Here is a 25,520-nt window from a genome sequence, read left to right as displayed (position 1 = left end):
GCGCCGAGACGGAGCGAGCGGAGCGAGTGCAGTGCACCGGACGCCGCAGGCCCCGCCCTACGGGCGGACGGCGCTACTTTCGAAACACGCCCTAGGAGCGGCTCAGATGCCGTGCTTCTTCAGGATCGCCTCGATGTCGCTGAAGTCGTCCCCGGACCGCACGGGCTCCGGCTTCGCCCGGGGCCGGTCGGCGGGCCCGGCACCGGCGCCCAGTGAGGGCGCGGAGGCGGCCGGTTCGACCGCCCCGTCCCTGGCCGCCTTCGCCGCGGCCCTGCGCTCCTTGCGCGTACCCCCACCGCGCCGCTCCACCGCGCGCGTCGTCATGAAGAGCACCCACGCCACCGCGAGCACCCCGAAGCCCGCCCAGGCGACCGGGCTGAAGGCCGTGCTCGCGGCCCACTGCACGACGCCCGTCATCACCAGACCCACCGGGACCAGCGCGTACGCGGCGATCCTGGTCGCGGCGAGGAACCGCTTGCGGTACGCCGTGATCACGGCGATGCCCAGGCCCGCCGCTGACACCGCGGAGCAAATGGTCTCGGCAATCATCGGGTCCTCCAGGCATCACGCGTCAACAGCCGAACTCGTCTCCCCTCCATCCTGCACCTGGCACCGGGGTCGGGGCCACGGTGCGGGGCCCCGACCGGCGGATCTGGGGGAGATCTCGGGGGCGATGTCGTCCCCAGGTCCCGGTCGGCGGTCCCCGGGGACGAGTACCGCCCTCGGACATCGGAGGGCCGGCCTGCTGGAAGACTGGGGCCATGAACGACTCCACCACCCCGCGCCCCGTCGTCCTCGACCTCTGGTGCGAACTCCAGTGCCCCGACTGCGACCGCGCCCTTGAGGACGTCCGCGCGCTGCGCGCCCGCTACGGCGACAGGCTGGACGTACGGCTGCGGCACTTCCCGCTGGAGAAGCACCGGCACGCGTACGCCGCCGCCCAGGCCGCCGAGGAGGCCGCCGAGCAGGGCAGCGGCTGGCCGTACGTGGAGGCCGTCCTGGCCGGGACCGGGGAGCTGACCGCCCGGGGCGAGCCGTTCCTGCTGGAGGTGGCGCGCGAACTGGGGCTGGACGCCGAGGAGTTCGACACCGCTCTGATCGACGGCCGGCATCTGCTGGCCGTCGACGCCGACGAGGCCGAGGGCAAGGCGATCGGGGTGACCGGTACGCCCACGTACGTCATCGGCGGGGAGCGGCTGGACGGCGGCAAGAGCCAGGAGGGCCTGCGGGAGCGCATCGAGGCGATCGCCGACCGGCTGCTGGCCGACGGCACGCCGTAGGCCGTCGTGGGACCGGCCGCGGTCCGCAGGCCGATCAGAGGAGCGGCCGGAAGAAGTTGTACTGCGTCGTCCGGTATCCGAGCGAGGTGTAGAGCCGCAGCGCGGGAGTGTTGGTCGTGAAGACGTGCAGCCCCAGCAGGGGCGGTCCCGACTCCAGGGCGACCCGCTCGGCGAGCAGCATCAGGGCGCGGCCGTACCCCTTGCCGCGCTGGTCCTCGGCCACTTCCACGTCGTACACGTACGAGCCGGGCCGGCCGGGGCGCACCTCGCGCGACGCGACCCAGACATGGCCCACGGCGGCTCCCTCGCGGACGAGGACGGTGAACGAGACGCCCGGTGTGGCGAGCCCCCGCGCGAGGTTGTCGCGGTGGCTCGCCTCCGACTTGGCGCGGGCCTGCTCGGGCGGTACGCCGCGGTCGGTCCAGCTCCGTGCGAAGTCGTCGACGGAGCCGGCGCGCCAGGCCGCGTACTCCGCCTCGGTCATGGGGCGGCCCTCGACGCCCTCGGGGAGCGCCGGGGGCTCCGGGGAGAGTTCCTTGTCCATGTTGCGGCTGCGTTCGGTGTATCCCAGGCTCTCCGCCAGGCGCAGCGCCGCTTCGGCACCGGCCGGTACGAGCGCCTGCACCTGGTCGCAGCCCCAGCCGCGCAGCACCTCCTCGGCGGCGAGCACGGCCACGGTGGCCCGGCCGCGGCGGCGGTCGGGCCCGTCGATCCGGAGTGAGCGGACGAGGCCGGCCCGGTGGGCGAAGCCGGGGTCCGTGGCGATCTCGACCGCTCCGGCGGGGCGGCCGTTCACGCACACCTCGTAGGAGCGTGACTTCGTGCCGTCGTCGGCCTGTTGAAGCGGTCCGGTGGGCCGCAGGGTGGTGGTCATCAGGGGAGTTCTACCCTCGCGGACGCGTGCTCGTCACCCCTTCAAGACCCGGGAAGCTCGGTGAAGGCCTACGGGTCGAGATCGGCGCCGGACCGCTCCTCGAAGACGCGCATCGCCTTGCCGGTCACCGGCCCCGGAGCGTGGTCGAGGGCGCGGCCGTCGACGCGGTGGACGGCCTGGACGTCGCGCAGCGTCGACGTCAGGAAGATCTCCTCGGCGTGTTCCAGGGCGTCGAACGGCAGGTCCGTCTCGCGGGCGCCGCACCATTCGACGGTCAGTTCGCGGGTGATGCCGGCCAGACAGCCCGATGCGAGGGGCGGGGTGTGCAGCACGCCGTCGAGGACGACGAACACGTTGGAGCCGGTGCCCTCGCAGAGCGCGCCGGTGGTGTTGGCGAAGAGCGCCTCGCCGGCGCCCCGCTCGTGCGCGTGGGCGAGCGCGACGACGTTCTCCCCGTACGACGTGGTCTTGAGCCCGGTGAGCGCGCCGCGTTCGTTACGGGTCCAGGGGACGGTGACGGCGGCGGTGGTGTCCGGGCGGCGCTCCGTCTCGCCGATGGCGACGACCAGGGTGGCGCCGGCGTCGCCGCGGTCCGAGCCGAGCGGGGAGACTCCCCCGGTGTACGTGACGCGCAGCCGGCCCCGTTCCATCGGGTTGGCGTCGAGCACGGCCGTACAGGCGCGGCGCACCTCGTCCAGGTCGGGCTCCGGCAGGCCGAGGCCGTGCGCGGAGCGGGCCAGCCTGCGCAGGTGGCGGGTGAGGGCGAAGGGGTGGCCCCGGACGGCCTTCACCGTCTCGAAGACGCCGTCGCCGACGGTCAGTCCATGGTCGAGCACGGACACCCGGGCGGCGTCGGCCGGGTGGAGCGCTCCGTTGACCCAGATACTCATCACACGGTCCTTCCGCTGATCGCTGTCGCACCGGCGCCGGCCCCGGCCGTTCCGGAGTCGTCGGCTCCGGGCTGGTACGTGCCCGACGCTATCGCGAGCAGCCGGGACGCCTTCAGCTCGGTCTCGGCCCACTCCCCCTCCGGGTCGGAGCCCCAGGTGATCCCGGCGCCCGCGCCGAAGCACAGGACGGGGCGGGGGTGGGTGGCGCGGTCGATCCAGAACGTACGGATCCCGACGGCCAGCGCGGCCGTGCCCCGGTCGGCGTCGACCCAGCCGATGCCACCGCAGTAGGGGCCGCGCGGGGCGGTCTCCAGCTCTTCGATGATCGTCAGCGCGCTGGACTTGGGGGCGCCGGTGACCGAGCCGGGCGGGAACGTGGCGGCGAACAGCCCGGGCCATCCGGCGCGCTCGGTGAGTTCGCCCCGTACGGTCGAGACGAGATGGACCAGACCGGGGTGGGGTTCGAGGGCGCACAGGGCGGGAACGGTGACGGATCCGCCGGCGCAGACACGGCCCAGGTCGTTGCGGACGAGGTCCACGATCATCACGTTCTCGGCGAAGTCCTTCTCCAGCAGGTCGGCGGCGGTCCGTCCGGTGCCCTTGATCGGCCCCGACTCGACGGTGCGGCCCTCCCGGCGCAGATACAGCTCGGGCGAGGCGGTGGCGATCTCCACGCCGTGCGCGGGCAGCCGGACCGTCCCGGCGTACGGGGCCGGGTTGTCGCGGGCGAGCAGGGCGGTGAGCGCGTCGACATCGGCGGAGGTGGGGTCGGTCGCGGCGGACGCGGGCAGCGGGGCGGAGAGGACGCGGCAGAGGTTGGCCTGGTAGACGTCGCCCGCCGCGATGTACTCACGGATCCGGCGCACACCCTTCGTGTACGCGGCGCGGTCGAGGGACGACGTCCAGTCACCGGCGTCGGGGCCCCGCCACTGCCCGGGGACCGGTGCGGGCACCGCTTCGCGCCGTACGTCGTCGAAACGGGCGCAGGTGAGACGGCCTTCGAAGTCCGCGGCGACGGCCCAGAACCCGGCGGAGTCGAGCGCCTCCGGATCGTGGGTGACATCCCGCAGACCGGAGGCGACGAGGCCGCCGAAGCGGGCCAGAGGAGCGAGGTCGTGCACAGTTGCGAGTCTAGAACAGGCACCACTGAGCGGCTCCGGGCCGAACCCGTGGCGAACGTACCGCGTCACGCTGCGGAAACGCGTTTTTGTGCTGGCCCGGGAATCCGCTAGAGTTCAACACGTCGCCGGGCCGCGCAGACGGGCCCGGGAAACGGCATGCGGACGTAGCTCAGTTGGTAGAGCGCAACCTTGCCAAGGTTGAGGTCGCCAGTTCGAACCTGGTCGTCCGCTCGATGGTGGGGCGTTTTCCCGAACCCCCACACTCCTGGTGGAGTGGCCGAGAGGCGAGGCAACGGCCTGCAAAGCCGTCTACACGGGTTCAAATCCCGTCTCCACCTCCAAGGACGATTAGCTCAGCGGGAGAGCGCTTCCCTGACACGGAAGAGGTCACTGGTTCAATCCCAGTATCGTCCACTGGATCCTTCTGGATTCCCGCGCGATTAGCTCAGCGGGAGAGCGCTTCCCTGACACGGAAGAGGTCACTGGTTCAATCCCAGTATCGCGCACGCAGCACGCAGTACCCGCATGACGCAGTACCCGTACGAATGACCTGCGCGATTAGCTCAGCGGGAGAGCGCTTCCCTGACACGGAAGAGGTCACTGGTTCAATCCCAGTATCGCGCACCACCACGGAACCCCCGGCCGCCTCGGCGACCGGGGGTTCTTTCGTGCGCGCCCCGCTGTCGTCAGGAGGAGAAGAGCATCCGCCCGAAGCTCTTGTGACGGTGGTGCCCGCCGTGGTGACCTCCGTAGGGGCCGCCGTGCTGCGGGGCGCCCCAGGCGGGGGCCGGGGCCGCCGGGTACGCCTGCGGCGGCGGGGCCTGCTGTACGTGCGGCGCCTGCTGCGTCCACTGCGACTCCAGGCGGGTCAGGGACTCCAGCTCGCCGTAGTCGAGGAAGATCCCCCGGCAACCGCCGCACTGTTCTATCTGGACGCCGTTGCGGTTGTACGTCTGCATCGGGGCACGGCACTTGGGACACTGCATGGTCGAATCGCTCCTCGTCGTTCGTCCGGCATCGCCGGAACACGCTCCCGACGACGATCCGTTCACCCTACGACGACGCCTCCGGACCCAACTCGGTTGCGAGGCCCGTGATCCGGGCACAGGCATCGATCATCAACAGCTCCACCTCGTCCAGCTCCCGGTCCTCGGCGACGGCCTTGACGACGGCGAGCGCGGCGGTCTGCACGGTGAGGGCGCGGGCGGCGACGTCCAGGTACGGCCAGGGGTCGGCGGCGGGATCCGCGGGCACGGCGGGTCCCCGCGCGGCCCGGTAGGCGCCGAGGAACCGCTGCCAGGGCTCAGGCGGCAGCAGCCCGGTCGCGTACCAGGCGGCGGGGCGCGCCAAGTCCCAGGCGGGGGCGCCGAGTCCGAGGTCGTCCACGTCGATGAGAAGCCAGCGGCCGTCGGGGGCGGGGTGGCGTACGAGCTGGCCGAGGTGCAGATCACCGTGGCACAGGGCGTACGGAACCGGTGGCGGCGCCTCGCCACGGGCCCAGGCGGGAAGCCGTTCCCAGGCGTGCCGCACGGGTACCGCGGCCGGGTGCGGGCCGGCGGCGCGCAGCCGGGCGAGGGCGCGGGCGGCCTTGGCGGGGCCGCGCATGGCGGGCAGGGCGGCAGGGACGGAACGGATCCCGTCCGCGGGAGCGGCCAGGGCGGCGGGCGGTACGGAGTGCAGCCGGGCGATGAGCGTCCCGGCCTGCTCCCAGGGGGCGGCGTCGGGGTCGGCGGGGTCGACCGGGGTCCCGTAGGGCCATGCGGTGACCGGCCGTCCGTCCACGTCCCCGGTGGTGATGGAGAGGGGCGGCAGCAGGATCCCGGCGAGCCGGGGGTGCGCGGCGACGGCGAGTCTGGCGCGGTGCTCGGCGGGATCCGTCCCGTCGGCGTGTGCCTTGGCGACGGCCGCGCCGTGCCGTACGACAGTGCCGTCGGGCCGGTCGGCGAGGACGGTGACGCTCTGCCGGCAGACGCGGCAGACCCGGCAGGGCTCGGGAGACGGAGCGGGGGCGTGCGCCGGGGGCGGGTGGGCCGCGGCGCGGGCGACGTCGGCGAGCGCGCGGACGACGGATGCGGTCACGGTGGTCCCCGGGAGAGGCGAAGGTGTTCGGGCGTGGAGCGTACGCCGCCGCCGGGCCGTCCGGGCGGCGACCGTACCGGTACGGAAAAGCGCGAGGGCCGGTCAGCTCCCCAGCTGACCGGCCCATCGCTGCCGTCCGCCGCACCCCCGTCCCCACGGGGTTGTTGGCCGGATGTCCCCGACCCGGGCCGCTCTCCCGGGTCCGGGGCGCCGTTCAGCGCCCCAGCATCACGCCCACGGACGACGCTTGTGTGACCACTGCTTCCCAGCCGCCGAAGACGACGACGAGCAGGGCCGCCAGAGGAAGAACCATGGCCGTCGCCACCAGCGGGTGGCGCGTACCGGACCGGCGTCCGCCGAACGCGGCGTACGCCCTACGTCCCTGCGTGCGGATCATTGCCCGCGCTGCCGTGTCCGCCATGGTCCTTCTCCTGTCCCGATTCGACAGCGGCGAGTATCCGACCTCGGGGGACGAGTTCCTCACCCGCCGCTTGATCTCAACATTAGGGACACCTGGAAGTCGGGGCGTCATGCCCGCGTACCTATTGCCGGGCCTCCCGGAGGATGAGCCGTGGACCGGCGGCGTACTCCCCTGGGTGGAGAGCGGGCTCCGGGAGTTGGGGTCTTCCCGGAGGGGATGATCCGCGACGTCTTACGGAGGACCGGCCTCTCGCCCGTAAGGATGAGGCGCGTAACCGGGGAAGCGGCTGCTCGGGCGGGTGATCCGGCGTCCGCTCACCCCCGGTCCCGCGCCCGCGCGACCCTGATCCGCCACCGGGCCCCGCGCTGATCCACTTCTGGTGACATCTCTCACGCCCCCGCTCCCCCGCCGGGGAACGGAACCACCGCGCACTCCTTCCCTCCAATCCCCTTTCCGGGCACGCCCCTTGGGAACCGCGGCGGCCGGGCCGCGCGGACGGTCCGATGACTGACCATTCTTCAATTTCGCCGCTCCGCACTGACAATCGGTCGGTGCGCGAGGGCGCGGCCTATGAGCGCACCCGGGCGCAGGTACGTAAGCTGTGGCACGTCACACGGACGACCGGGCAGCGGGGATGGACATGGCGATGATGCGGCTCCGGCGCGAGGACCCGCGTGTCGTCGGCTCGTTCAGACTCCACCGACGGCTCGGGGCGGGCGGCATGGGCGTCGTCTACCTCGGTTCCGACCGGCGCGGCCAGCGGGTCGCGCTGAAGGTGATCCGGCCCGACCTGGCGGAGGACCAGGAGTTCCGGTCACGGTTCGCCCGCGAGGTCTCCGCCGCGCGGCGCATCCGCGGCGGCTGTACGGCCCGGCTGGTCGCCGCCGACCTGGACGCCGACCGCCCGTGGTTCGCGACCCAGTACGTCCCCGGCCCCTCGCTCCACGACAAGGTAAACGAGGAAGGCCCGCTGCTCGCGGCCGAGGTCGCCTCGGTGGGCGCCGCGCTCTCCGAAGGCCTGGTCGCCGTCCACGAGGCCGGGGTCGTGCACCGCGATCTGAAGCCGTCGAACATCCTGCTCTCCCCCAAGGGCCCGCGCATCATCGACTTCGGCATCGCGTGGGCCACCGGCGCCAGCACCCTGACGCACGTCGGGACGGCGGTCGGATCACCCGGCTTCCTCGCCCCCGAGCAGGTGCGCGGAGCCGCCGTCACCCCCGCCACGGACGTCTTCTCGCTGGGCGCCACACTGGCGTACGCGGCGACCGCCGACTCCCCGTTCGGGCACGGCAGCTCCGAGGTGATGCTCTACCGGGTGGTCCACGAGGAGGCGCACCTCCACGGTGTGCCCGACGCCCTCGCGCCGCTCGTTCGGGCCTGCCTGGCGAAGGACCCGGAGGAACGTCCCAGCACCCTCCAGCTCTCGATGCGGCTCAAGGAGATCGCCGCGCGGGAGGCGCAGGGGCTCATCGACAGCCGGCCGCCCGTGCAGCGGACGCGCGGCGGCCAGGAGCCCATGGGTGGCGGGCTGACCGAGCGGTACACGGAGCGGGAGGTCGCCCGCGGCTCGCAGGGCCGGGCGAGCGCGCCCGGGGCGCCGGACGGCTCCGGGCCGCGCCCGGGGGGCGGTGCTTCCCGTACGGGCGGCGCCGGCTCCTCCCGTACCGGCGGAACGTCCGGCCGGACCGGCTCCTCCGGCGGACGCGCGGGGTCCACCCGGCCCCCGCGGCCCCGGGACCCGGCCCGCGGCGCGGGCCGGACGAACGGCCGGCCGGCGTCGGGGCCGCGGACGCGTTCGTCCAAGCTGCGGCCCGCGAACCCGCGGCTGCTGCGGCAGCGGCTGATCGTCTTCGTCGTCGTGACGCTCATCGTCGCGCTGGGGATCGCGGCGGCGCAGCAGCTCTGAGGGGTTCCGCCGGGGGCCCGGGACGCTCCGGGGGTTGTGGCCGGGGCCTTCAGTTCTCCGGGCGGCCCGTCGTGACCGGGTGGAAGGCGACCGCCGCGGCGGCGCCCACGTTCAGCGAGTCCACGCCGTGCGCCATCGGGATACGGACCCAGGCGTCGGCGGAGTCCAGCGCCCGCCGGGACAGCCCGTCGCCCTCCGCCCCGAGCGGCGGTGGAGCGGGTCCGCGCAATATTTCGGCGGATCGCTGGGGCCGGCCACTCTGCCCGGCTTCCCGGGGTCGGGCTTCGGTGCGGGGCCCTGCTCATGCTGCGGATCTTGAGGTCTTCGTGCGCGATGAAGTCGTGCTCACGCACCAGGCTGAGCGCGGTCCTGTGCGCGTGGTCGAGCCGCCGGCGGCGCACGTTGCCGTGGCGAGGGGGCGACGCGTTCCACGGCGCGCCGGTGGTCGCGGGTGCGGTCCCCGGCCTTGCGGCGCGGGTAACGGCTCGGACCGGGTCTGCTCGGCGGTCAGCACGACGAACCACGTACGGCCCTCACGCGTGACCGGCACGGTCCTGACCTTGCCGGTCACCGGCCGGTGCTGGTTGACCTTGACGTGCCCGACGCCCTGGAAGCGCACGCGGGGCACGGGGGCGTGCGGAATCCCACCGGCAGCGGTCCCCGTCCTTGGGGAAGTCCACGGTGTCGCCTGCTGGTGCACTACTCGCCGAAGGTCGCCCCGTCCTCCCTGGTCAACTCACTCAAGGGCGTGTCCTCCCGCCACCTGCGGCAGGAGTTCACCGGCCGCGTCAGCCGCTTCATCATGCACGGCAGGTTCTGGTCCGGCTCCTACTTCGCCGGGTCCTGCGGCGGGCCGCTGAGCATCGTCAAGCAGTACATCGAGCAGCGAAAACTCCCGTCGTAGCCTGCGAGTCGGAGCAGCCCTGAGAACGGATTCTCTCCTCGCCCAGAAGCGGGGATTCCCTCCGAAGAGAGAGATGGACGAGAACAGCGACGGCGAGCACCACGACAAAGCCCGCCTGGAGAAGAACGCGCTGGGCAGAGTTGTCGGGTTCTCCGTTCGGCATGTGGGGATCGACCGGGTCCACCGTCACTCGAAGGCCTGCGCCATCTGCGGGTGCTCGACCTCTCCCACAACGATCTGCCAGAAATCCCTTCAGGGCCGAATAATTTGAGCACCCCTACTGAGGTGCGACTCGACGCTCCGGCCATCACGTCCCTGCCGGATTCCCTCCTGACCTGGCCGACCTTGAGGCGCTCAGCCTTTACAAGAACCAACTGGCATTCGCTCCACATTGACTCCCCGAGCTGACCGAGCTGCGCAGCCTCAAGCACCTTCACGCCCTCGATTCTGGTGACAACCGCCTCAAGGAATTACCTGAGGACATCGGCGAACCGCCCGGCGCCCGATCGCTGTCTCCACGCCGGAAACAACGCTCTCCAGAGCGTCCCCGAATCGTCGTGCAAACTGTCCGACCTGCGATACCTCAATGTCACGGACAACGCACTGACCAGCCTTCCGGTCGGCCTCGGCGGCCGGCCCGTGAGCGGGAGGAATACTTCCGGCTCACGGACCAGGGCATGAGCAGTCAGGACGCGTGTCGGGGCGTCGGGATCAACTACCGGACCGGCATCCCCGATGCGGGCATTCCTTGCGCACGATCGGCCGCATCCCGCCGGCCGGCCCTTGAGGCAGTCGCCGTCGAGTTCGGCCACCAAGGCACCCGCGCGGATCTCACCGCCCGGCTCGGCGGCGGCCGTCCAGGCGGTGGCCGGGCGGTGGTCTTCCGGGCCGTCTCCACCAGCAAGACGTCACCTGCCCGCGAGACCGCCCGCCCGGCCCGCCCTCGAAGCGGTCACGCGGGTAGGAGCCGATACGCTTCTTCACCTGGGAAGCGCCTCCGGCGGCGGCAGGAACAAGGACCTCTGCGATCCTCATTCTTGCTGGTCAGAGGCGCACTTCGGTTGCTTGACCAGCTGTCGGACACCACGCCCTGTGAAAGAGCGAGGCCGGAGGGCGTCCCGGTACTGGTCACGGTGGCCGCTGATGTCGCTGTCGTCGGCAGACATGGGCTCCATGAGGAACGGCACCTTACCGCACGCGCCATGTTCTCCGACCCTGTTTCCCGCCATAGCAGCAAAGAACGGGCCTAACGATCAAAACCAAAATATCAGCATCTATTTGCCGTTAATTCATGCGCCACGTGCGCTTCTTCTCTGATTCCCGCACGTCGATTGTCGAATCATTGTCGAATGAGCCAATCGGCCCGTTCGATATTTCAGTCCCTTCACGGGGGAGTGCGAAAGCTCGGCAGCTCAAGCGCGATCACCGCCCATTTTTGCTTCCAAGGTGACCTGTGACTCCTGCATCATAATTCGGCCAGGCCGGTCGGCCCTTGTTGACGCTCGCTGACCACGAACTGTTAATGTTTCTGCGAACATCCGGCAGATCCGGGTGTTCGCAGAGCTTCGCAGAGGAAGAGAGTCAACTGGTGCGAGCCGCAGGAACTGACGGCGGACCGGAAATCTCCAATCGAATGAAGAAGGCCGACGTGCGCACCCGGGTGCAAGTCCCCGTGCCCATGGGCGGCGGATCGTGGCGGGCTGCAGAAATCGTCAGTTTCAGCGGCCTCGACGACGGACAGGAACACATCGCCCTGGTATTCCCCGGGCCTCCGACAGTATTTCCCGGCCGGGCAGCGGCCCCTCTGGTCCGCCTGCACTCGGAATGCCTGACCGGAGACGTCTTCGGCTCGGCCAGATGCGACTGCGGTCCGCAGCTCGCGGAGTCCATGGAGCAACTGTCGGAATTCGGCGGAGTCCTGCTGTACCTGCGGCAGGAGGGGCGCGGAATCGGCCTCTACAACAAGCTGGACGCCTATCTTATCCAAGACGAGCAGGGTCTCGACACCTACGCGGCCAATCGCGCGCTGAACTTCTCGGACGACTTGCGCGACTACCGTTCCGCCGCGCAGATGCTGAGGGCCCTCGGAATTCCACGGGTGCGTCTTCTGACCAACAATCCGGACAAGGTCAGCCAGCTCTCCTCCCACGGAATCGCCATCGAGGAGACCGTGGCCACGCAGGTGTTCCGAACGGAACACAACGACCGGTACCTGCGTGTCAAGGCCGAGCAGAGTGGTCACACGATCGAACTCATCGGGGAGACTGCATGATCATGCATCGCGGTCCTATCAGCGGTGTCGCCGCCCTCCAGGACAAGTACGTCGCCACCGCCGGCTACGACAACCAGGTCATATGCTGGAACCAGCGCACCGGCGAACCGCTCGCCCGCTCCTTCCATGACCACCTGGCCAACCAGTGCGCCTTCTCGCCGGACGGCCGCTATCTGCTGACCTCGTCCAGCGACTACACGGCCCGCCTCTGGACGGTCCCCGACCTGCTCCTGGTCGCGGTCTTCGCTGCCCACGAGGACGATGTCGAGATGTCGGTCTTCCACCCGCACAGGGAACTGGTCGCAACCGCGTCACGCGACCACCGCGTCCGCGTCTACGACTTCACCGGACGGCTGCTGAACGTCTTCGTCGGTCACACCGCCGACGTCATCTCCGTCGAGTGGACCGCGGACGGCGAGGCACTGATCTCCTCCAGCGACGACGGCACCGTCAAGCGCTGGTCCCTCGCGACGGGCGCCCTCGTCTCCGAGCTGAGCACCGACGGCGTGGAGACCGACACGGTGGCCATCTCCTCCGACGGCACCGTCTACGCGGGCAACGACGAGGGATCCATCATCGTGATCGGTCCCGAGGGACGCACCTCGGTGCCCGCTCACGACGCGGGCATCAAGCGGCTCGTCCTCAACGACCGCCTCCACCTGCTGATCAGCCTCTCCTACGACCGCACCATGCGCCTGTGGGACGTCAGCTCCCGGGAGCCCGTCCCCAGGGACAGCACCGAGCTGCCCGCCGACGTGTGGCCCCGCTCCTGCGCCTTCGCGGGCGACGACCGGCTGGTTTTCGCGACCTTCGGCGCCACCTACCGTGGCTACGACTACCGGACACGGGTCTGGGACGGCACCGAGGTCCCTCAGACAGGCGGCATCAACGCGGTCCTGCCCCGGGCGGACGGCACCGCGCTGACGGTCGGCGACGCCGGCAGCGTACGCCGCGACGGCCGGCCGATCGCGCAGACCGGAAGCCTGTGCAACTTCCTCACCCCCCTCGGTCCGCTGGTCCTGGCGGGCGGCCAGCTCGGCAAGGTCTTCAACGCCCTCACCGGGGACGAGCTCCACCAACACCGCTCGCCCCTGAACTGCGGAGCCACCTTCGAACGCGACGGCGACAAGTACGCGGTTCTGGGCAGCTACACGGGAGAGGGCATCCTGCTGAAGCTCTCCGACAACGATGTCGTCCACGTCGCCGACCTCCCCCTGCACACCAACGCGGTGAAGGGCCTGGCGGTCTCCGGGGACCTGCTCTTCTCCGTCGCCGCCGACACCTCCGCCACCTGGTTCCACCTCCCCACTCTCGAACACCTCGCCACCCTCGAAGAGGGACACGACAAGATCGCCAACGGCTGTGCCGGCCTGGGCGACGGCTGGTTCGCCAGCGTCAGCCGCGACCTGAAGCTCCGGATCTGGAACCCCTCGCGGCAGCCCGAGGTGCTGACCACCCCCCACGTCCACTCCGTGAAGTGCGTGGCCGCGTCCGACGACGGACGACACGTCGCCACCGGCTCCTACGACGGCCGCGTCGCCGTGTACGACCGGCAGTCGGGCACCTGGGCACCCGTCACCCGGCCCACCACGTCCGGCATCTCCTCCCTCGCCTACGACCCTCGGACGGCGGTCTTCCTCGCCAGTTCCTACGACGGCCAGGTGAGCCGCATCCAGCCGTGAGCCCTGCCCCCGCGGATCGGCGCGCCTGAGCCCGCTCGCCGGCAGCTCACGGTAGGGACGGCGCAGGCTGCCGCTCCGTGGCGTCGGCCGGGACGCCGACACCCGACCGACGCTTCGCTCACGACAGAGGAGGAGGACCCGACATGACCGGTTTCCTGATCCCCACCACGGCGCGGGGTGCCGACCGGGTCCCCCTGCCCGGGGACGGATCGGACAGCGCCGCCCGTGTCGTCGTACTGGTGCCCATGTTCCAGGAGTCCGTCGAGACATGCGGGCGCTCCGCGGACGGCATGCTCCGGATGCGTCATCCGCGGGACCGTGTGACCGTCCTGTGGCTGGTGCCCGAGGGAGATGAGCGCAGCGGGCTACCCGCCCGCACCGCCTTCGAGGACCTGGCCACGGCGGGGTTCGACCCCCGGTCCGGCGTGCTGGCCGTACCGGACATGCAGCCCAAGGGGCGTGCTCTGAACCACGTACTGCCCCAGCTCGACGGGTACGACATTGTCCTGTTCCTGGACGCGGACGTGGTCCCCGGACCCACCCAGGTCACTGAAGCGGTCCGCGCGTTCGACGAGGGCGCGGACATCGTGGAGGCCTTCGAGTTCCACGAATCGCGCAACTGGGTGGGCCGGGCCATCGCCGCGGAGAACGCCACCCACCTGGCCTCTATGATGTTCCTGCAACAACGCATGCGGACCGCGTTCCTTCAAGGCAGCTCCCTCTACGTCAGCACCGCCTTCCTCGCGAAAGCAGGCGGCTTCATCGAGGACGAGGCCGAGGAGTGCTTCGTCTGGTCGATGTTCGCCAGCCGGCTCCAACCGGAGATCCGCTTCCTGGAGACCGTCTCCTACGGAGCCCCGGTCGAAGAGCTGGGCCTGGCTCTGCGCCAGCGGGTGCGCTGGCTGCGCGGCCAGCTCGCCGCCCTGCGCCACCTGACCGACCACCGGCTCCCGGTCACCGGACGGCTGGCCCTCGGCGTGACGGGCGCGAGCATCGCGGCCCAGCTCCTCGTTCCGCCCGCCCTCCTGCTGTCCCGGCCGCGAAGCCGCCTACGGCGGGCCGCGGCGGCCGCGGCCCTGCTCGAAGGCGTACGGATAGCCCGTACGGCCGCTTCGCCCCAGTGGCGGCAACTGGGCATCCAGGAAGGCTGGTTCACCCTGCTGGCCTTCGAGCTGATACAAGGTGCCGCGGGGTGGCGGGCGGTCTGGGAGATGGCCACCGTGAACAAGGTGTGGCACAGCGTCCGGGACAGCGGGTAGGACAAGGTTGCCCCCGGAAGAACACAGAAAGCAGGCGGTGCACGACATGACAGCGAGCAGCGTTCCCCCCGTCGCATGGGTGACCGTCCCCGAAGGGGTACTGGTACGGGGGACCGACGAACGGGACGTCCCAGCACTGGTGCGCCGCCACGCGGACCTCGACCTGCCGCAGGACTGGTTCCTCAAGGAGTGCCCGCAGAAGGAGATCCTGGTCCCCGGCTTCGCCATGAGCCGGACTCCGGTCACCTGGGCTCAGTGGGCGGTCTTCGCCGACGAACACACCCTGGAAGCACCGCCCAGCGGCCCCGACGACCATCCCGTGGCGGGAGTCACCTGGCAACAGGCCACGGACTTCTGCGCCTGGCTGGCCGAGCGGACCGGACTGCCCGTGCGGCTCCCGACCGAGACTGAATGGGAGCGCGCCGCACGCGGCGGCGACGACCGTGAGTACCCCTGGGGCAACGGATTCGACGCCGCACGGGCCAACCTGCTTCCGCTCGGACTGAACGGCACGTCCCCCGTCGCCTCCTTCCCGTCCGGCGCCAGTCCCTTCGGCCTCCTCGACATGGCGGGCAACGTCGACGAGTGGACCGCGACACCCTACGAGCCCTATTCCGGCGCGCCCGGCGGCGTGGCCCCCGAGGAGACCTGGGCGAGCGACCGGCACGTGACGCGCGGCGGCTCGTGGCGCCACAACCGCGACCTCGCGCGGTGCGCCCGCCGGCACGGCGCCTACGACCCGATCCCCCACGACACCGGCTTCCGCCTCGTGATCAGCACCTGAACTCTTACCCGAAGGAGAGTCCGTGACAGACGCGGTGAGCGGAGACACCTTCTACGACCTGCCAGGGGTCTCGGAGGAGTACCTCCGGCGGAGGTCGCAGACCGGGCATCCGAACGACCTCATGGAAGAGCCGTACGTGCGCGAGCTGATGGGACCGGTGACCGGGCGCTCCTTCCTCGACCTCGGCTGTGGGGACGCCAGGTTCGGACGGGCGCTCCTGGACGAGGGGGCCGAACGCTACGTGGGCGTCGACGCCTCGCGCCGCCTGCTGGAGCACGCGCCCCCGGCGACCGATCGGCTCCGGGTTCAGCACGCGACTCTGCGGGACTGGCGCCCCGAGCCCGGCAGCGCCGACGTCGTCACCGCCCGCATGGTGCTGCATTACCTCCCGGACCTGGGGGACCTGTTGGAGCGCGTACGGAGCGCCTTGCGGCCTGGCGGCGCCTTCGTCCTCTCTGTCGAACACCCCACGCTGACCAGCTGTTACGACCTGGCGGACCAGGAGGACTTCCCCCGCTCATGGCTGGTGCGCGACTACTTCCGGCCCGGGCCCCGCCCGCTGCACTGGCTGGGCGGCACCGTGGTCAAGCACCACCGCAGCATCGAGGACTACCTGACCTGCCTGGAAGGAGCAGGTCTGCGCCTCGCCGCGCTCCGGGAGGGACGGCCCCGGAACGGCACCCTCGACGAGGAGACCCTGCGCGCACGTCAGCACGTCCCGATGTACCTGATCGTCAAGGCCGTCCTGCCCGCGGACCGGGCCGGTGCCGCCCAGTCCTGGACCGTGCCCTAGGCCCTGTCTGACAAATAGCGCCGTCCGCCCGCAGGGCGGGGCTCGCGGTGTCTGGCGCGTGCAATCGCAAGGCGGAGGATCGCCCGTGTACTGGACGTACTCGGGCGACTCCGACAACGCAGCGAGTGTGCGTGCCAGGCGTCGCGAGCCAGGCGGGATTTGTCAGACAGGGCCTAGGGCGTGGGGCGCCGGAACAGACGCACGGTTACGGCGCCCGCGCCACCACTTTCCTGCCCGTCGGCCGGAAGCCGACCTCGAACAGACCGGCCCGGGGAGGGGCATGAAGGCGATCGATGTGCGCTACCTGCGCAAGGAGTACCGGATACCGGAGAAGGACCCCGGACTGGCGGGCACGGTCAGACACTTCGTGCGGCCCCGACACCGCACGAAGGTGGCCGTCGACGCGGTCAGCTTCGAGGTGGAGCCCGGCGAGGCCATCGGCTACCTCGGCTCCAACGGGGCCGGTAAATCCACCACCATCAAGATCCTCACCGGGCTGATGTCGCCGACGAGCGGCTCCGTCCAGGTCAACGGACTCGAACCCCACCGGGACCGCCAGAAGTATGTGCGCGAGATCGGAGCGGTCTTCGGACACCGCACCGGTCTGTGGTGGGACCTGCCCGTCACCGACTCCTTCAGAACCCTCAGCCGCATGTACGAGATCCCCGCCGCGACCTACCGGGCCAACCTGGAGCTCTTCACCGACCTGCTGGACCTCGCGGAGATCCTCCCCGTCCCGGTACGCCAGCTCTCCCTGGGCCAGCGCCTGCGGGTCGACCTGGCCGCCGCGCTCCTCCACAACCCCCGCCTGATTTTCCTCGACGAGCCCACCAACGGCCTCGACGTCAACTCCAAGGCCGTCGTACGCCGCTTCATCCGCCTGCTGAATCAGCAGCACGGCGTCACCGTCTTCCTCACCAGTCACGATATGGCCGACATCGAGGGCATCTGCGACCGGCTGATCATCCTCGACAACGGCCGGAAGGTCATCGACGACGGCGTCGACGGCGTCAGACGGCGGCTCACCACCACACGGCGCCTCCTGGTCACTCTGGCCCGGGAGGAGGACACCGCCGCGGTGGTGTCCTCGCTGCGCGCCTCCACCGGCATCGACTGCACGGTGACGGACCGGCACCAGATCTCCTGCGAGTTCGACCCCGGGAAGACCAGCGCCGCCCACCTCGTCGGTCTCGCCATGCGCGACCACGAGGTCGTCGACATCGAACTGCGCGAACCCACCCTCGAACACGTCGTCCAGCGGCTCTTCGCACAGCCCCCGCCCGTACCCCAGGACCACGGGTGATGTCCTCCTTGGGTGCGTTCCGCGCCCTGTTGAGCGCGGCCGTCCAGGAAGCCTTCATGTATCGGGGCCGGTACGTGGTGGGCGTGCTGGTCGGCCTGGTCCAGATATCGGTCCTCTTCTTCATCTGGCGCGCCATCATGAGGGACGGGCAGAGCCAGGCCGGCTACGACTGGCCGCAGATGCAGACCTATCTCCTGCTCTCGTTCCTCCTCAGTCTGCTCCTCTCCTTCGGCACCGAACAGCGGGTCTCCGCCAGCATCCGTGACGGCAACGTCTCGATGGACCTCCTCAAACCGGTGCACTACATGACGCTCCGCGTCGCCGAACTGACCGCTTCCGTACTCATCGAACTGCTCTCCGCGGGCCTGTGCCTGCTGCTCGCCGCGCTCACCGTGGTGCGGGCCGTACCCCCCGAGGAAGGCTCGCAGGCCCTCCTTGCCCTCTCCCTCTTCCTCGCGGTGGCGCTGAAGGCCGCCATCGCGGTCACCACCGGGGTCCTGTGCTTCTGGACGACGAACGTCATCGGACTCATCCGGTGCCGGCAAGCCGTGGCACTGCTCCTGTCCGGCTCGATGTTCCCCCTCCCGATGCTCCCTGACTGGTTGCAGACCATGGCCTGGGCGCTGCCCTTCCAGGGCTCCTTCCACACCCCGATGGTCATCTACTTCGGCCGCACGGGCACGGCGGAAGCCGTCGGCCTGGTCGCCCTCCAGATGCTGTGGCTCGCCGCCCTGGTCGGGGCGACCCGCCTCCTGCTGAACCACGGATTCCGACGGATGGACACCTATGGCGGGTGAACGACGCACACCTCATCTGGCGCACTTCGCGCTGCTGCTCTCGCTCCAGTACCGGGCCAAGTCGGCCTACCGCGCCGACCTCTTTCTCCAGATCCTCGCCGCACTGCTGCGGCAGGGCGTCTGGCTCGTCCTCATGCTGGTGCTGCTGGGCCGCGCACCGGTCATGGACGGGTGGAGCGCCTGGAAAATGATCTTCCTGTACGGGCTGGCGACCGTCCCGCTGGGCCTCAACGTCCTGCTCTTCGACGGCGTGTGGCAGCTGACGGACCTCATCCGCCGGGGCGAACTCGACACCCTCGTCCTGCGCCCGGTCGATCCGGCCCTCCAGCTCTTCACCCGCGACGTGAGCCTGCACGGATGCGGCGACCTCGCCGTCGGCCTGCTCGCGATAGGCCTCGCCGCCGACCACCTCCCGATGGCCTACGGCCTGTGGACGCTCCCCATCCTGTTCGTGTGCGTACTGTCGGGCGCGGTGATCTACGGCTCCGTCAACCTGGCCTCGGCCTCCCTGGGGTTCTGGTTCCGCGAACTGCACAACATCCCCTTTCTCGTGCAGCAGTTCACCGACCTGGCCCGGTTCCCTCTGGGCCTTTATCCGCGCCCGCTGGCCGCGGTCTTCTTCTTCCCGATCCCCTTCGCCTTCGTCACCTACCTGCCCGCCGTCCTGCTCACGGAAGGCGGTCCTCTCCCCTACCTCGCGGCGGCACCGGCCGCCGCCCTCATCATCCACATGCTGGCCAGACTCGTTTTCCGCCGTGGGTTGCAACGGTACGAGAGCGTCAGCAATTAGAGCCGTTCCAAGGAGAGTGCGTACCGATGAAGTTCACTGACGGTTACTGGCTGCTGCGCGACGGCGTGGAGGTCTCCTCGCCCGCGGAGGCGTACCGGATCGACGCCGACACGGACGCGCTGACGGTGCACGCCCCGGTCCGGGAGATCCGGGGCAAGGGCGACCTCACGATGGGGCCCGTCGTCACTGTGCGCTGCACGAGCCCCATGCCGGATGTCATAGCGGTGGACGTCACCCACTTCTCAGGCGGGCGCCCGCGCGGCCCCGAGCTGGAACTCGCCGTCGACAAGGAGACCCTCGTCGAGGTGTCCGTGGACGACGAGGCGGCTCGGCTCACCAGCGGTTCGCTGTCCGTCCGCTTCGCCCGCGACAAACCCTGGCGGATGGACTTCCTGGCCGAGGGACGCCTCCTGACCAGCAGCGGAGCCGGCTCGATGGCCGTCGTCGAGGACAACGGCCGCTCCTACGTGCGCGAACAACTCGTCCTCGGCGTGGGGGAGCACGTCTACGGCCTGGGGGAGCGCTTCGGCCCCCTGGTCAAGAACGGCCAGACGGTCGACATCTGGAACGAGGACGGCGGCACCTCCACCGAACAGGCCTACAAGAACATCCCGTTCTATCTGACGGACGCCGGCTACGGAGTCTTCGTGCACCACACGGGGAGGGTGTCCTTCGAGGTCGCCTCGGAGTCTGTGGCGCGCGTGCAGTTCAGCGTGCCGGGCCAGTCCCTGCGCTACTACATCGTTCACGGACCCACGCCGAAGGAGATCCTGCGCCGCTACACCGCGCTCACGGGCCGCCCGGCACCGCTGCCCGCCTGGTCCTACGGTCTGTGGCTGTCGACCTCCTTCGTCACCTCCTACGACGAGAAGACCGTCACCTCCTTCATCGACGGCATGGCCGAGCGGGAACTGCCCCTGTCGGTGTTCCACTTCGACTGCTTCTGGATGCGCGAACTGCAGTGGTGCGACTTCACCTGGGACGAACGTGCCTTTCCCGATCCGGAGGGCATGCTGACCCGCCTCAAAGCCCGCGGCCTGAAGGTCTGCGTGTGGATCAACCCCTACATCTCGCAGTTCTCGCCGCTCTTCTCCGAGGGCGCGGAGCACGGCTACCTGCTGCACCGGCCGAACGGCGACGTCTGGCAGTGGGACAAGTGGCAACCCGGCCTTGCTGTGGTCGACTTCACCAACCCGGAAGCCCGCGCATGGTTCGCCGACAAACTCGGCGCACTGCTCGACATGGGAGTGGACTCCTTCAAGACGGACTTCGGCGAGCGCATCCCCTTGGACGTGGAGTACTTCGACGGCTCCGACCCCGAGCGGATGCACAACCACTACGCCTATCTCTTCAACCAGACCGTGTTCGACCTCATCGAAGAACGGCGGGGACGCGGCGAGGCCGTCCTGTTCGCGCGTGCCGCCTCCGGAGGCAGCCAGCAGTTCCCCGTCCACTGGAGCGGTGACTGCGAGGCGACCTACGCCGGCATGGCCCAGTGCCTGCGCGGCGGCCTCTCCCTGGCCCTGTCCGGATTCGGCTACTGGAGCCATGACATCGGCGGCTTCATCGGCGCCCCGGACCCCGACGTGTTCAAACGGTGGATCGCCTTCGGGTTGCTCTCCTCCCACAGCCGCCTGCACGGAGGCGGCTCCTACCGGGTTCCCTGGATGTTCGACGAGGAGTCCGTCGACGTGCTGCGCACCTTCACCCGGCTGAAGATGCGCCTGATGCCATACCTGGCCGGCACAGCCGAGCAGGCGCACACCGAGGGCCTGCCGATGATGCGCCCCATGGTCATGGAGTTCCCCGACGACCCAGGCTGCGCCTACCTCGACACCCAGTACATGCTGGGTGAGTCTCTTCTGGTCGCCCCCGTGTTCTCCGCCGACGGCACCGTCCGCTTCTACGTGCCCGAGGGCAGCTGGACCAGCCTCCTGACCGGCGCAATCGTCGAAGGACCCGGCTGGATCGAGGAGACCCACGCCTTCGACAGCCTGCCGGTCCTGGTCAGGCCCGGGACGGTGCTCCCCTTGGGTGCCGTTCAGGACCGCCCCGACTACGACTACGCCACGGGTGTCGTACTGAGGATCTACCCGCTCCGAGGCGACGTGTCGGCCACCACCAGGATCGTGACACCGCAGGGAGACCTCTCCGCGCTCTTCAGCGTCGAACACGACAGCGGCCTCACACGCGTCACCGCGGACCGGCCGGTGCGGGACTGGGCGTTGCTCCTGGTGGGCGGATCCGTCCCCACGACCGTGCACGGCGCGACCGTGGAAGTGGTCCCGGAAGGAGTCCTCCTGCGCGCCGTACCGGACACACTCGTGATCGAGGCCGGAGTATCTTGACCCGCGGCCAAGGACCCCGCAGGCGGTGGCCGCGTCCACGAGGCGTACGGGCAAGCCCTCCGCGGCGACGCCGACGACAGTGAGCGTGCCATCGTCTCCCCGCGCAACGCTCTCTCCGGCATCGGCTCCGGCCCCGCTCCGTGGGGCGTGTGGCTGAACACCTCGTACGTCGAAATCCACCGAGACCACGGCGTCCACCTTGCACGGCACGCTGTGGCGCCTGGCCTGAGCCCGCGATACGGAGCGGGCCGCCACGGTCGGCGTGCACACAATCACCGTCAGGGCCGACAACGGCACCGGGCGAACCACCAACGAACTCGCCCGGCTCGACAGGGCCTTGATTCCTGGCAGCGCCGATCCTCGGTCCCCGAGTTCCGCGCCACCTTCGACGCCACTCCCGCCCCGAGACCGGAACGGATGTCTGATTTGACGACCGCCCGCCCGTACGTCGTGCTCTCCGCCGCCATGTCGGTCGACGGCTACCTGGACGACACCACCTCTGAGCGACTGCGCCTGTCCAACGCACCGGACTTCGACCGGGTCGACCAGGTCCGCGCAGAGGCGGACGCCATACTGATCGGCGCGACCACCATGCGCCGGGACAGCCCCCGCCTGCTGGTGAACAGTGACGAGAGGCGCGCGCGGCGCGTGGCCGACGGCAGGTCGGAGTACCCGCTCAAGGTCACGGTCACCCGGTCCGGCGACCTCGCCGCCGACCTGAAGTTCTGGCATTACGGCGGCGACAAGCTGGCCATCACCGTGGACGCCGCGGTGGAGAAGGTTCGCGCCACGCTCGGGGACCTCGCAGACGTCGTCAGCGTCGGGCCCGACCTCGACTGGGGCTTGGTCCTCGATGAGCTCGGACATCGAGGCATCAAGCAGCTCATGGTGGAGGGCGGCGGCTCGATCCACACCCAGCTCATGGCCGCGGACCTCGCCGACGAAATGCACCTTGTGATTGCGCCGCTGCTGGTGGGGCAGCCGGAGGCAGCTCGTTTCCTGGGCGCGGCAGACTATCCGGGTGGGTCGAACGCCCGGATGAAGGTGTTGGAGATCCGAGCGATCGATGACGTCGTGCTCGTCCGCTACGCACCCAAAGAGCGCGGCTGATGTACTCGCCCGACCGGGACCAGGACCTGCGCTGGATGCAACGTGCGATTGCCCTGGCCGCGCTGTGCCCACCGGCCGCCGGGGCTTACTCGGTCGGCGCGGTCATCGTCAGCGAGGACGGCACGGAACTGGCGTCCGGCTATTCGCGGGAGGCCGACCCTCACGAGCACGCTGAAGAGGCCGCACTCGCGAAGCTGCCCGCCGGCGACGCACGCCTGGCCGGAGCAACGATCTACAGCACGCTGGAGCCGTGTTCCCAGCGGCGCTCGCCGCGTACCCCCTGTACGCAGCGCATCCTTGAGACCGGCGTCCCCCGGGTCGTCATTGCTTGGCGGGAGCCATCGCTGTTCGTCGACGACTGCGTCGGTGTCGAGCAGCTGGCGGCGGCCGGGGTCGTTGTGGAGGAACTTCCCGAACTCGCGTCAGCGGCAAAGGAAGCGAATTCACACCTGGGCAGGCTTCCGTGACAGGAGTCAGCACCGAACCAGCACCGGAAGTGGTTTCCTCGGCCTTCCTGTTCGAGCCCACCGGGACACCGACCGTGGGCGATCGCCACGACGAGATCCCGGAGCACGTGGACCCGACGACCGGACACGCACTCAACACCTGACCCGAGAGGCTTCGGACACGCCCCTGCCCATGGAGTCGGCCCATCACCGGGTCGGGGGGTGTCGATCCCGCCCGGCGAGACCGAGTTCGGAGCGCCGCAGCAGGCGGGCCCGTGATCCTCGTCCTCCGGGGTCAGTCAGACCGCGGCCGGGTGGCGTAGAAGGCGACAGCTGAGGCAGCGGCCACGTTCAGGGAGTCGACACCTGCGTCCATCGGGATGCGTACATGCTCGTCAGCAGCCCGTAGCGCTCCGGCCGACAACCCCTCCCCCTCCGTGCCCAGCATCAGAGCCAACTTCTCGTAACGGCGGCCGGCGAGCTCGTCAAGAGAGAGGGAACTCGCCGAGAGGGCGAGGGCCGCGAGCACGAAGCCGTCCTTCCGGACGACATCGGCGTCACGCGGCCATGACTCGAACCTGGCGTACGGGACCGCGAGGACGGCCCCCATGGACACCTTCACAGCCCGCCGGTAAAGGGGGTCGGCACAGCGCGGGGTGAGGAGCACGGCGTCCACTCCCAGAGCCGCCGCATTACGGAAGGCCGCACCCAGATTGGCGTGATCGACGATGTCCTCGAAGATCGCGATACGACATTGACCAGCACGTTCTTGTAGACCCAAAGGCGACACCGCGCCGATGTCGGGGTGGTCGTCGACCGCCTTCATGGCGGCGACACGGCGGGCCGTACGGAGCACGTCGGTCACGGCGGGCAGCGGCTTGCGTGCCATGGAGGCGAGGGCGCCGCGGTGCACGTGGTAGCCGGTGACCCGCTCGGCGAGTTCGGGGCTGACCGCGTAGACCGGTGCGGACGCCCCGTCGATGACGTCGCGCATGGTGTCGACCCACTTGGCGGAGAGCAGCATCGACCGCATGGCGTAGCCGGCCTGGGCGGCCCGGCGGATGACCTTCTCACCCTCCGCGATGAACAGTCCCTCGGCGGGCTCGCGCCGGCGCCGCAGTTCGACGTCGGTCAGCCCGGTGTAGTCGCTCAGGCGCGGGTCGTCGGGGTCCTCGACGGTGATGAGTTCGGCCACGGGGTGGTACTGCCCTGTCCTGTTGTGGGGTGGGGGTGTCAGTGGCCGTCGCCCAGTGCGACCACGTCGCCGATGACGATGACGGCGGGGGGACGCACCTCCTCGGCCCGCACGACCTCCCCCACCGTCGCGAGCGTGGCGTCCACGCGGCGCTGGGCGGCTGTCGTGCCCTCCTGGACCAGTGCGACGGGGGTCTCGGGGGCCTTGCCGTGCTCGATCAGCGCCCGCGCGATGGAACCGATCTTGTCGACGGCCATCAGCAGGACGAGCGTGCCGCGCAGCCGGGCGAGCGCGGCCCAGTCGACCAGCGACCGGTCGTCGTCCGGGGCGACATGGCCGCTGACGACGGTGAACTCATGGGCGACACCGCGGTGCGTGACGGGGATCCCGGCGGCGCCCGGCACGCTGATCGAGCTGGAGATGCCGGGCACGACCGTGCACGCTATGCCGGCCGCGGCGAGCGCGTGCGCCTCCTCCATGCCCCGGCCGAAGACGAACGGGTCGCCGCCCTTGAGCCGGACGACGGCCTTGCCCGCCTTGGCGTGCTCGATCAGGGCGGCGTTGATGGCCTCCTGGGCCATGAAACGGCCGTACGGGATCTTCGCGGCGTCGATCACCTCGACGTGCGGCGGCAGCTCGTCGAGGAGATCGCGCGGGCCGAGCCGGTCGGCGATGACGACGTCCGCCTCGGCGAGCAGCCTGCGGCCCCGCACGGTGATCAGGTCCGGGTCGCCGGGACCGCCTCCGACCAGGGCGACACCGGGGGTACGGGTGCGGTGGTGCGGTGCGGCGAGCGTGCCGTCGCGCAGCCCCTCGACGATGGCGTCGCGCACGGCGGCGGAGCGGCGCGGGTCGCGCCCGGTGAGCACGGCGACGGTGACGCCCTCGCTGCGGCCGGTCGCGGGGGTCCAGGCGGTGGCGGCCTCCGCGTCGTCGCTGCGCACGCACCAGACCCGGCCGCGCTCGGCCTCGGCGGAGGCGACGCGGTTGGCCTCGGGGTCGCTGGAGGCGACGAGCGCGTACCAGGCGCCGGCCAGGTCACCCTCCTCGTACCGCCGCCGTTCCCAGCGGATCTCCCCGGCCGCCGCCATGGCCTCGACGGACGGCTTGGCCGAAGGTGAGACCAGCACGATGTCGGCGCCCGCGGCGATGAGCGACGGCAGCCTGCGCTGCGCGACCTGGCCCCCGCCGACGACGACGACGCGCCGCCCGGAGAGACGGAGTCCTACGGGGTAGGCGGGGTGGTCGGCGTGCTGGGCCATGTGG

Annotated in this window: 22 protein-coding genes, 5 tRNA genes and 3 pseudogenes; 20 read left to right on the top strand and 10 right to left on the bottom strand. The window is 70.4% G+C overall.

All coding sequences use genetic code 11. From position 1 onward, the window contains the following. Window positions 1-102: 102 nt before the first annotated feature. Window positions 103-549 carry a hypothetical protein gene (locus tag ACFXPL_RS30825; protein ID WP_384925770.1) on the bottom strand — a complete coding sequence of 149 codons (447 nt, stop codon included), beginning with the start codon at window positions 547-549 and terminating at the stop codon, window positions 103-105. A gap of 212 nt (window positions 550-761) precedes the next feature. On the opposite strand from ACFXPL_RS30825, the gene ACFXPL_RS30820 reads away from it, so the two are divergent. Next, the gene (locus ACFXPL_RS30820; protein ID WP_384925768.1) at window positions 762-1,280 is read left to right on the top strand and encodes a DsbA family protein; all 519 of its coding nucleotides are present in this window, start codon (window positions 762-764) and stop codon (window positions 1,278-1,280) included. A 34-nt stretch (window positions 1,281-1,314) separates the two neighbouring features. Here the strand turns inward: ACFXPL_RS30820 and ACFXPL_RS30815 are convergent, their stop codons facing one another. The 3 genes from ACFXPL_RS30815 to ACFXPL_RS30805 all read right to left on the bottom strand — a co-directional run bounded on the left by ACFXPL_RS30815 (window position 1,315) and on the right by ACFXPL_RS30805 (window position 4,165). Then, window positions 1,315-2,154 carry a GNAT family N-acetyltransferase gene (locus tag ACFXPL_RS30815; protein ID WP_384925766.1) on the bottom strand — a complete coding sequence of 280 codons (840 nt, stop codon included), beginning with the start codon at window positions 2,152-2,154 and terminating at the stop codon, window positions 1,315-1,317. A gap of 68 nt (window positions 2,155-2,222) precedes the next feature. Further along, window positions 2,223-3,044, bottom strand: coding sequence for an aminotransferase class IV (locus ACFXPL_RS30810; RefSeq protein ID WP_384925764.1), 822 nt, complete (start codon window positions 3,042-3,044; stop codon window positions 2,223-2,225). Further along, on the bottom strand, window positions 3,044-4,165 hold the full coding sequence (locus ACFXPL_RS30805; RefSeq protein WP_384925762.1) for a chorismate-binding protein: 1,122 nt from the start codon (window positions 4,163-4,165) through the stop codon (window positions 3,044-3,046). The genes ACFXPL_RS30810 and ACFXPL_RS30805 overlap by 1 nt, the downstream gene beginning before the upstream one ends. A 158-nt stretch (window positions 4,166-4,323) precedes the next feature. Here ACFXPL_RS30805 and ACFXPL_RS30800 point away from each other — a divergent pair. The 5 genes from ACFXPL_RS30800 (at window position 4,324) to ACFXPL_RS30780 (ending at window position 4,792) form a co-directional block, all read left to right on the top strand. Then, a tRNA-Gly gene (locus tag ACFXPL_RS30800) sits at window positions 4,324-4,396 on the top strand. Between the two features lie 36 nt (window positions 4,397-4,432). Next, window positions 4,433-4,506, top strand: a tRNA-Cys gene (locus tag ACFXPL_RS30795). 1 nt (window position 4,507) lies between these two features. Further along, window positions 4,508-4,579: transfer RNA gene (locus ACFXPL_RS30790), tRNA-Val, on the top strand. Between the two features lie 20 nt (window positions 4,580-4,599). After that, window positions 4,600-4,671: transfer RNA gene (locus tag ACFXPL_RS30785), tRNA-Val, on the top strand. A gap of 46 nt (window positions 4,672-4,717) precedes the next feature. After that, window positions 4,718-4,792 (top strand) — tRNA-Val (locus ACFXPL_RS30780). A gap of 59 nt (window positions 4,793-4,851) precedes the next feature. Here ACFXPL_RS30780 and ACFXPL_RS30775 read toward each other — a convergent pair. The 3 genes from ACFXPL_RS30775 to ACFXPL_RS30765 form a co-directional block, all read right to left on the bottom strand. After that, on the bottom strand, window positions 4,852-5,151 hold the full coding sequence (locus tag ACFXPL_RS30775) for a zf-TFIIB domain-containing protein (RefSeq protein ID WP_384925761.1): 300 nt from the start codon (window positions 5,149-5,151) through the stop codon (window positions 4,852-4,854). A gap of 67 nt (window positions 5,152-5,218) precedes the next feature. Continuing rightward, window positions 5,219-6,244 carry a phosphotransferase gene (locus ACFXPL_RS30770; RefSeq protein WP_384925759.1) on the bottom strand — a complete coding sequence of 342 codons (1,026 nt, stop codon included), beginning with the start codon at window positions 6,242-6,244 and terminating at the stop codon, window positions 5,219-5,221. 214 nt (window positions 6,245-6,458) lie between these two features. Continuing rightward, window positions 6,459-6,665, bottom strand: coding sequence for a hypothetical protein (locus ACFXPL_RS30765; protein WP_384925757.1), 207 nt, complete (start codon window positions 6,663-6,665; stop codon window positions 6,459-6,461). A 634-nt stretch (window positions 6,666-7,299) separates the two neighbouring features. Here ACFXPL_RS30765 and ACFXPL_RS30760 point away from each other — a divergent pair. Further along, entirely contained in the window at window positions 7,300-8,571 is a 1,272-nt protein-coding gene (locus tag ACFXPL_RS30760) for a serine/threonine-protein kinase (protein WP_384925776.1), read from the top strand. 49 nt (window positions 8,572-8,620) lie between these two features. Here ACFXPL_RS30760 and ACFXPL_RS30755 read toward each other — a convergent pair. Beyond that, window positions 8,621-8,776: pseudogene (locus tag ACFXPL_RS30755) on the bottom strand (TrmH family RNA methyltransferase); the annotation flags it as partial. A 483-nt stretch (window positions 8,777-9,259) separates the two neighbouring features. On the opposite strand from ACFXPL_RS30755, the pseudogene tnpA reads away from it, so the two are divergent. The 13 genes and pseudogenes from tnpA to ACFXPL_RS30690 all read left to right on the top strand — a co-directional run. Next, window positions 9,260-9,475 (top strand): annotated as a pseudogene (tnpA, locus tag ACFXPL_RS30750) (IS200/IS605 family transposase); the annotation flags it as partial. Window positions 9,476-11,108: 1,633 nt separating this feature from the next. Further along, a complete protein-coding gene (gene ribA / locus ACFXPL_RS30745; protein WP_384925755.1) occupies window positions 11,109-11,747 on the top strand; it encodes a GTP cyclohydrolase II in 639 nt (212 codons plus the stop codon). Continuing rightward, entirely contained in the window at window positions 11,744-13,429 is a 1,686-nt protein-coding gene (locus ACFXPL_RS30740; RefSeq protein WP_384925753.1) for a WD40 repeat domain-containing protein, read from the top strand. Before ribA ends, ACFXPL_RS30740 begins: the two co-directional genes overlap by 4 nt. A gap of 143 nt (window positions 13,430-13,572) precedes the next feature. Beyond that, entirely contained in the window at window positions 13,573-14,688 is a 1,116-nt protein-coding gene (locus tag ACFXPL_RS30735; RefSeq protein ID WP_384925751.1) for a glycosyltransferase, read from the top strand. Window positions 14,689-14,734: 46 nt separating this feature from the next. Next, a complete protein-coding gene (locus ACFXPL_RS30730; RefSeq protein WP_384925749.1) occupies window positions 14,735-15,472 on the top strand; it encodes a formylglycine-generating enzyme family protein in 738 nt (245 codons plus the stop codon). A gap of 22 nt (window positions 15,473-15,494) precedes the next feature. Next, a complete protein-coding gene (locus ACFXPL_RS30725; RefSeq protein ID WP_384925747.1) occupies window positions 15,495-16,265 on the top strand; it encodes a class I SAM-dependent methyltransferase in 771 nt (256 codons plus the stop codon). Window positions 16,266-16,545: 280 nt separating this feature from the next. Further along, complete coding sequence (locus ACFXPL_RS30720; RefSeq protein ID WP_384925745.1) at window positions 16,546-17,568, top strand: ATP-binding cassette domain-containing protein; 1,023 nt, start codon at window positions 16,546-16,548, stop codon at window positions 17,566-17,568. Next, complete coding sequence (locus ACFXPL_RS30715) at window positions 17,568-18,365, top strand: ABC transporter permease (protein ID WP_384925743.1); 798 nt, start codon at window positions 17,568-17,570, stop codon at window positions 18,363-18,365. The genes ACFXPL_RS30720 and ACFXPL_RS30715 overlap by 1 nt, the downstream gene beginning before the upstream one ends. After that, complete coding sequence (locus ACFXPL_RS30710; protein WP_384925741.1) at window positions 18,355-19,155, top strand: ABC transporter permease; 801 nt, start codon at window positions 18,355-18,357, stop codon at window positions 19,153-19,155. Before ACFXPL_RS30715 ends, ACFXPL_RS30710 begins: the two co-directional genes overlap by 11 nt. A 26-nt stretch (window positions 19,156-19,181) precedes the next feature. Beyond that, window positions 19,182-21,503 carry an alpha-xylosidase gene (gene yicI / locus ACFXPL_RS30705; protein ID WP_384925739.1) on the top strand — a complete coding sequence of 774 codons (2,322 nt, stop codon included), beginning with the start codon at window positions 19,182-19,184 and terminating at the stop codon, window positions 21,501-21,503. A gap of 417 nt (window positions 21,504-21,920) precedes the next feature. Continuing rightward, complete coding sequence (locus tag ACFXPL_RS30700) at window positions 21,921-22,613, top strand: RibD family protein (RefSeq protein ID WP_384925737.1); 693 nt, start codon at window positions 21,921-21,923, stop codon at window positions 22,611-22,613. Continuing rightward, entirely contained in the window at window positions 22,613-23,080 is a 468-nt protein-coding gene (locus tag ACFXPL_RS30695) for a deaminase (protein ID WP_384925735.1), read from the top strand. Before ACFXPL_RS30700 ends, ACFXPL_RS30695 begins: the two co-directional genes overlap by 1 nt. Before the next feature lie 47 nt (window positions 23,081-23,127). After that, window positions 23,128-23,223, top strand: a pseudogene (locus ACFXPL_RS30690) (cupin); the annotation flags it as partial. Window positions 23,224-23,354: 131 nt separating this feature from the next. On the opposite strand, the gene ACFXPL_RS30685 reads toward ACFXPL_RS30690, so the two are convergent. Then, window positions 23,355-24,254: a TrmH family RNA methyltransferase gene (locus ACFXPL_RS30685; protein WP_384925733.1), complete on the bottom strand. Its 900-nt coding sequence runs from the start codon at window positions 24,252-24,254 to the stop codon at window positions 23,355-23,357. 38 nt (window positions 24,255-24,292) lie between these two features. Next, window positions 24,293-25,516, bottom strand: a complete 1,224-nt coding sequence (gene cobA / locus ACFXPL_RS30680; RefSeq protein ID WP_384925731.1) for a uroporphyrinogen-III C-methyltransferase — start codon at window positions 25,514-25,516, stop codon at window positions 24,293-24,295. Between the last annotated feature and the right edge of the window lie 4 nt (window positions 25,517-25,520).

Origin of the sequence: Streptomyces sp. NPDC059092 (genome assembly GCF_042756365.1) — a bacterium.
In the GTDB taxonomy this organism is placed as follows: Bacteria; Actinomycetota; Actinomycetes; order Streptomycetales; family Streptomycetaceae; genus Streptomyces.
This window is presented reverse-complemented; position numbering and strand designations above follow the sequence as displayed.

Excerpts from the sequence above, each read along its gene's own strand:
- ACFXPL_RS30720 (WP_384925745.1), top strand. The coding sequence starts at position 16,546 with ATGAAGGCGATCGATGTGCGCTACCTGCGCAAGGAGTACCGGATACCG.
- ACFXPL_RS30710 (WP_384925741.1), top strand. The coding sequence starts at position 18,355 with ATGGCGGGTGAACGACGCACACCTCATCTGGCGCACTTCGCGCTGCTG.
- yicI (WP_384925739.1), top strand. The coding sequence starts at position 19,182 with ATGAAGTTCACTGACGGTTACTGGCTGCTGCGCGACGGCGTGGAGGTC.
- ACFXPL_RS30715 (WP_384925743.1), top strand. The coding sequence starts at position 17,568 with ATGTCCTCCTTGGGTGCGTTCCGCGCCCTGTTGAGCGCGGCCGTCCAG.
- ACFXPL_RS30815 (WP_384925766.1), bottom strand. The coding sequence starts at position 2,154 with ATGACCACCACCCTGCGGCCCACCGGACCGCTTCAACAGGCCGACGAC.
- ACFXPL_RS30820 (WP_384925768.1), top strand. The coding sequence starts at position 762 with ATGAACGACTCCACCACCCCGCGCCCCGTCGTCCTCGACCTCTGGTGC.
- ACFXPL_RS30765 (WP_384925757.1), bottom strand. The coding sequence starts at position 6,665 with ATGGCGGACACGGCAGCGCGGGCAATGATCCGCACGCAGGGACGTAGG.
- ACFXPL_RS30695 (WP_384925735.1), top strand. The coding sequence starts at position 22,613 with ATGTACTCGCCCGACCGGGACCAGGACCTGCGCTGGATGCAACGTGCG.
- ACFXPL_RS30760 (WP_384925776.1), top strand. The coding sequence starts at position 7,300 with ATGGACATGGCGATGATGCGGCTCCGGCGCGAGGACCCGCGTGTCGTC.
- ACFXPL_RS30775 (WP_384925761.1), bottom strand. The coding sequence starts at position 5,151 with ATGCAGTGTCCCAAGTGCCGTGCCCCGATGCAGACGTACAACCGCAAC.
- ACFXPL_RS30825 (WP_384925770.1), bottom strand. The coding sequence starts at position 549 with ATGATTGCCGAGACCATTTGCTCCGCGGTGTCAGCGGCGGGCCTGGGC.
- ACFXPL_RS30810 (WP_384925764.1), bottom strand. The coding sequence starts at position 3,044 with ATGAGTATCTGGGTCAACGGAGCGCTCCACCCGGCCGACGCCGCCCGG.
- ACFXPL_RS30730 (WP_384925749.1), top strand. The coding sequence starts at position 14,735 with ATGACAGCGAGCAGCGTTCCCCCCGTCGCATGGGTGACCGTCCCCGAA.
- cobA (WP_384925731.1), bottom strand. The coding sequence starts at position 25,516 with ATGGCCCAGCACGCCGACCACCCCGCCTACCCCGTAGGACTCCGTCTC.
- ACFXPL_RS30740 (WP_384925753.1), top strand. The coding sequence starts at position 11,744 with ATGATCATGCATCGCGGTCCTATCAGCGGTGTCGCCGCCCTCCAGGAC.
- ribA (WP_384925755.1), top strand. The coding sequence starts at position 11,109 with ATGAAGAAGGCCGACGTGCGCACCCGGGTGCAAGTCCCCGTGCCCATG.
- ACFXPL_RS30735 (WP_384925751.1), top strand. The coding sequence starts at position 13,573 with ATGACCGGTTTCCTGATCCCCACCACGGCGCGGGGTGCCGACCGGGTC.
- ACFXPL_RS30700 (WP_384925737.1), top strand. The coding sequence starts at position 21,921 with ATGTCTGATTTGACGACCGCCCGCCCGTACGTCGTGCTCTCCGCCGCC.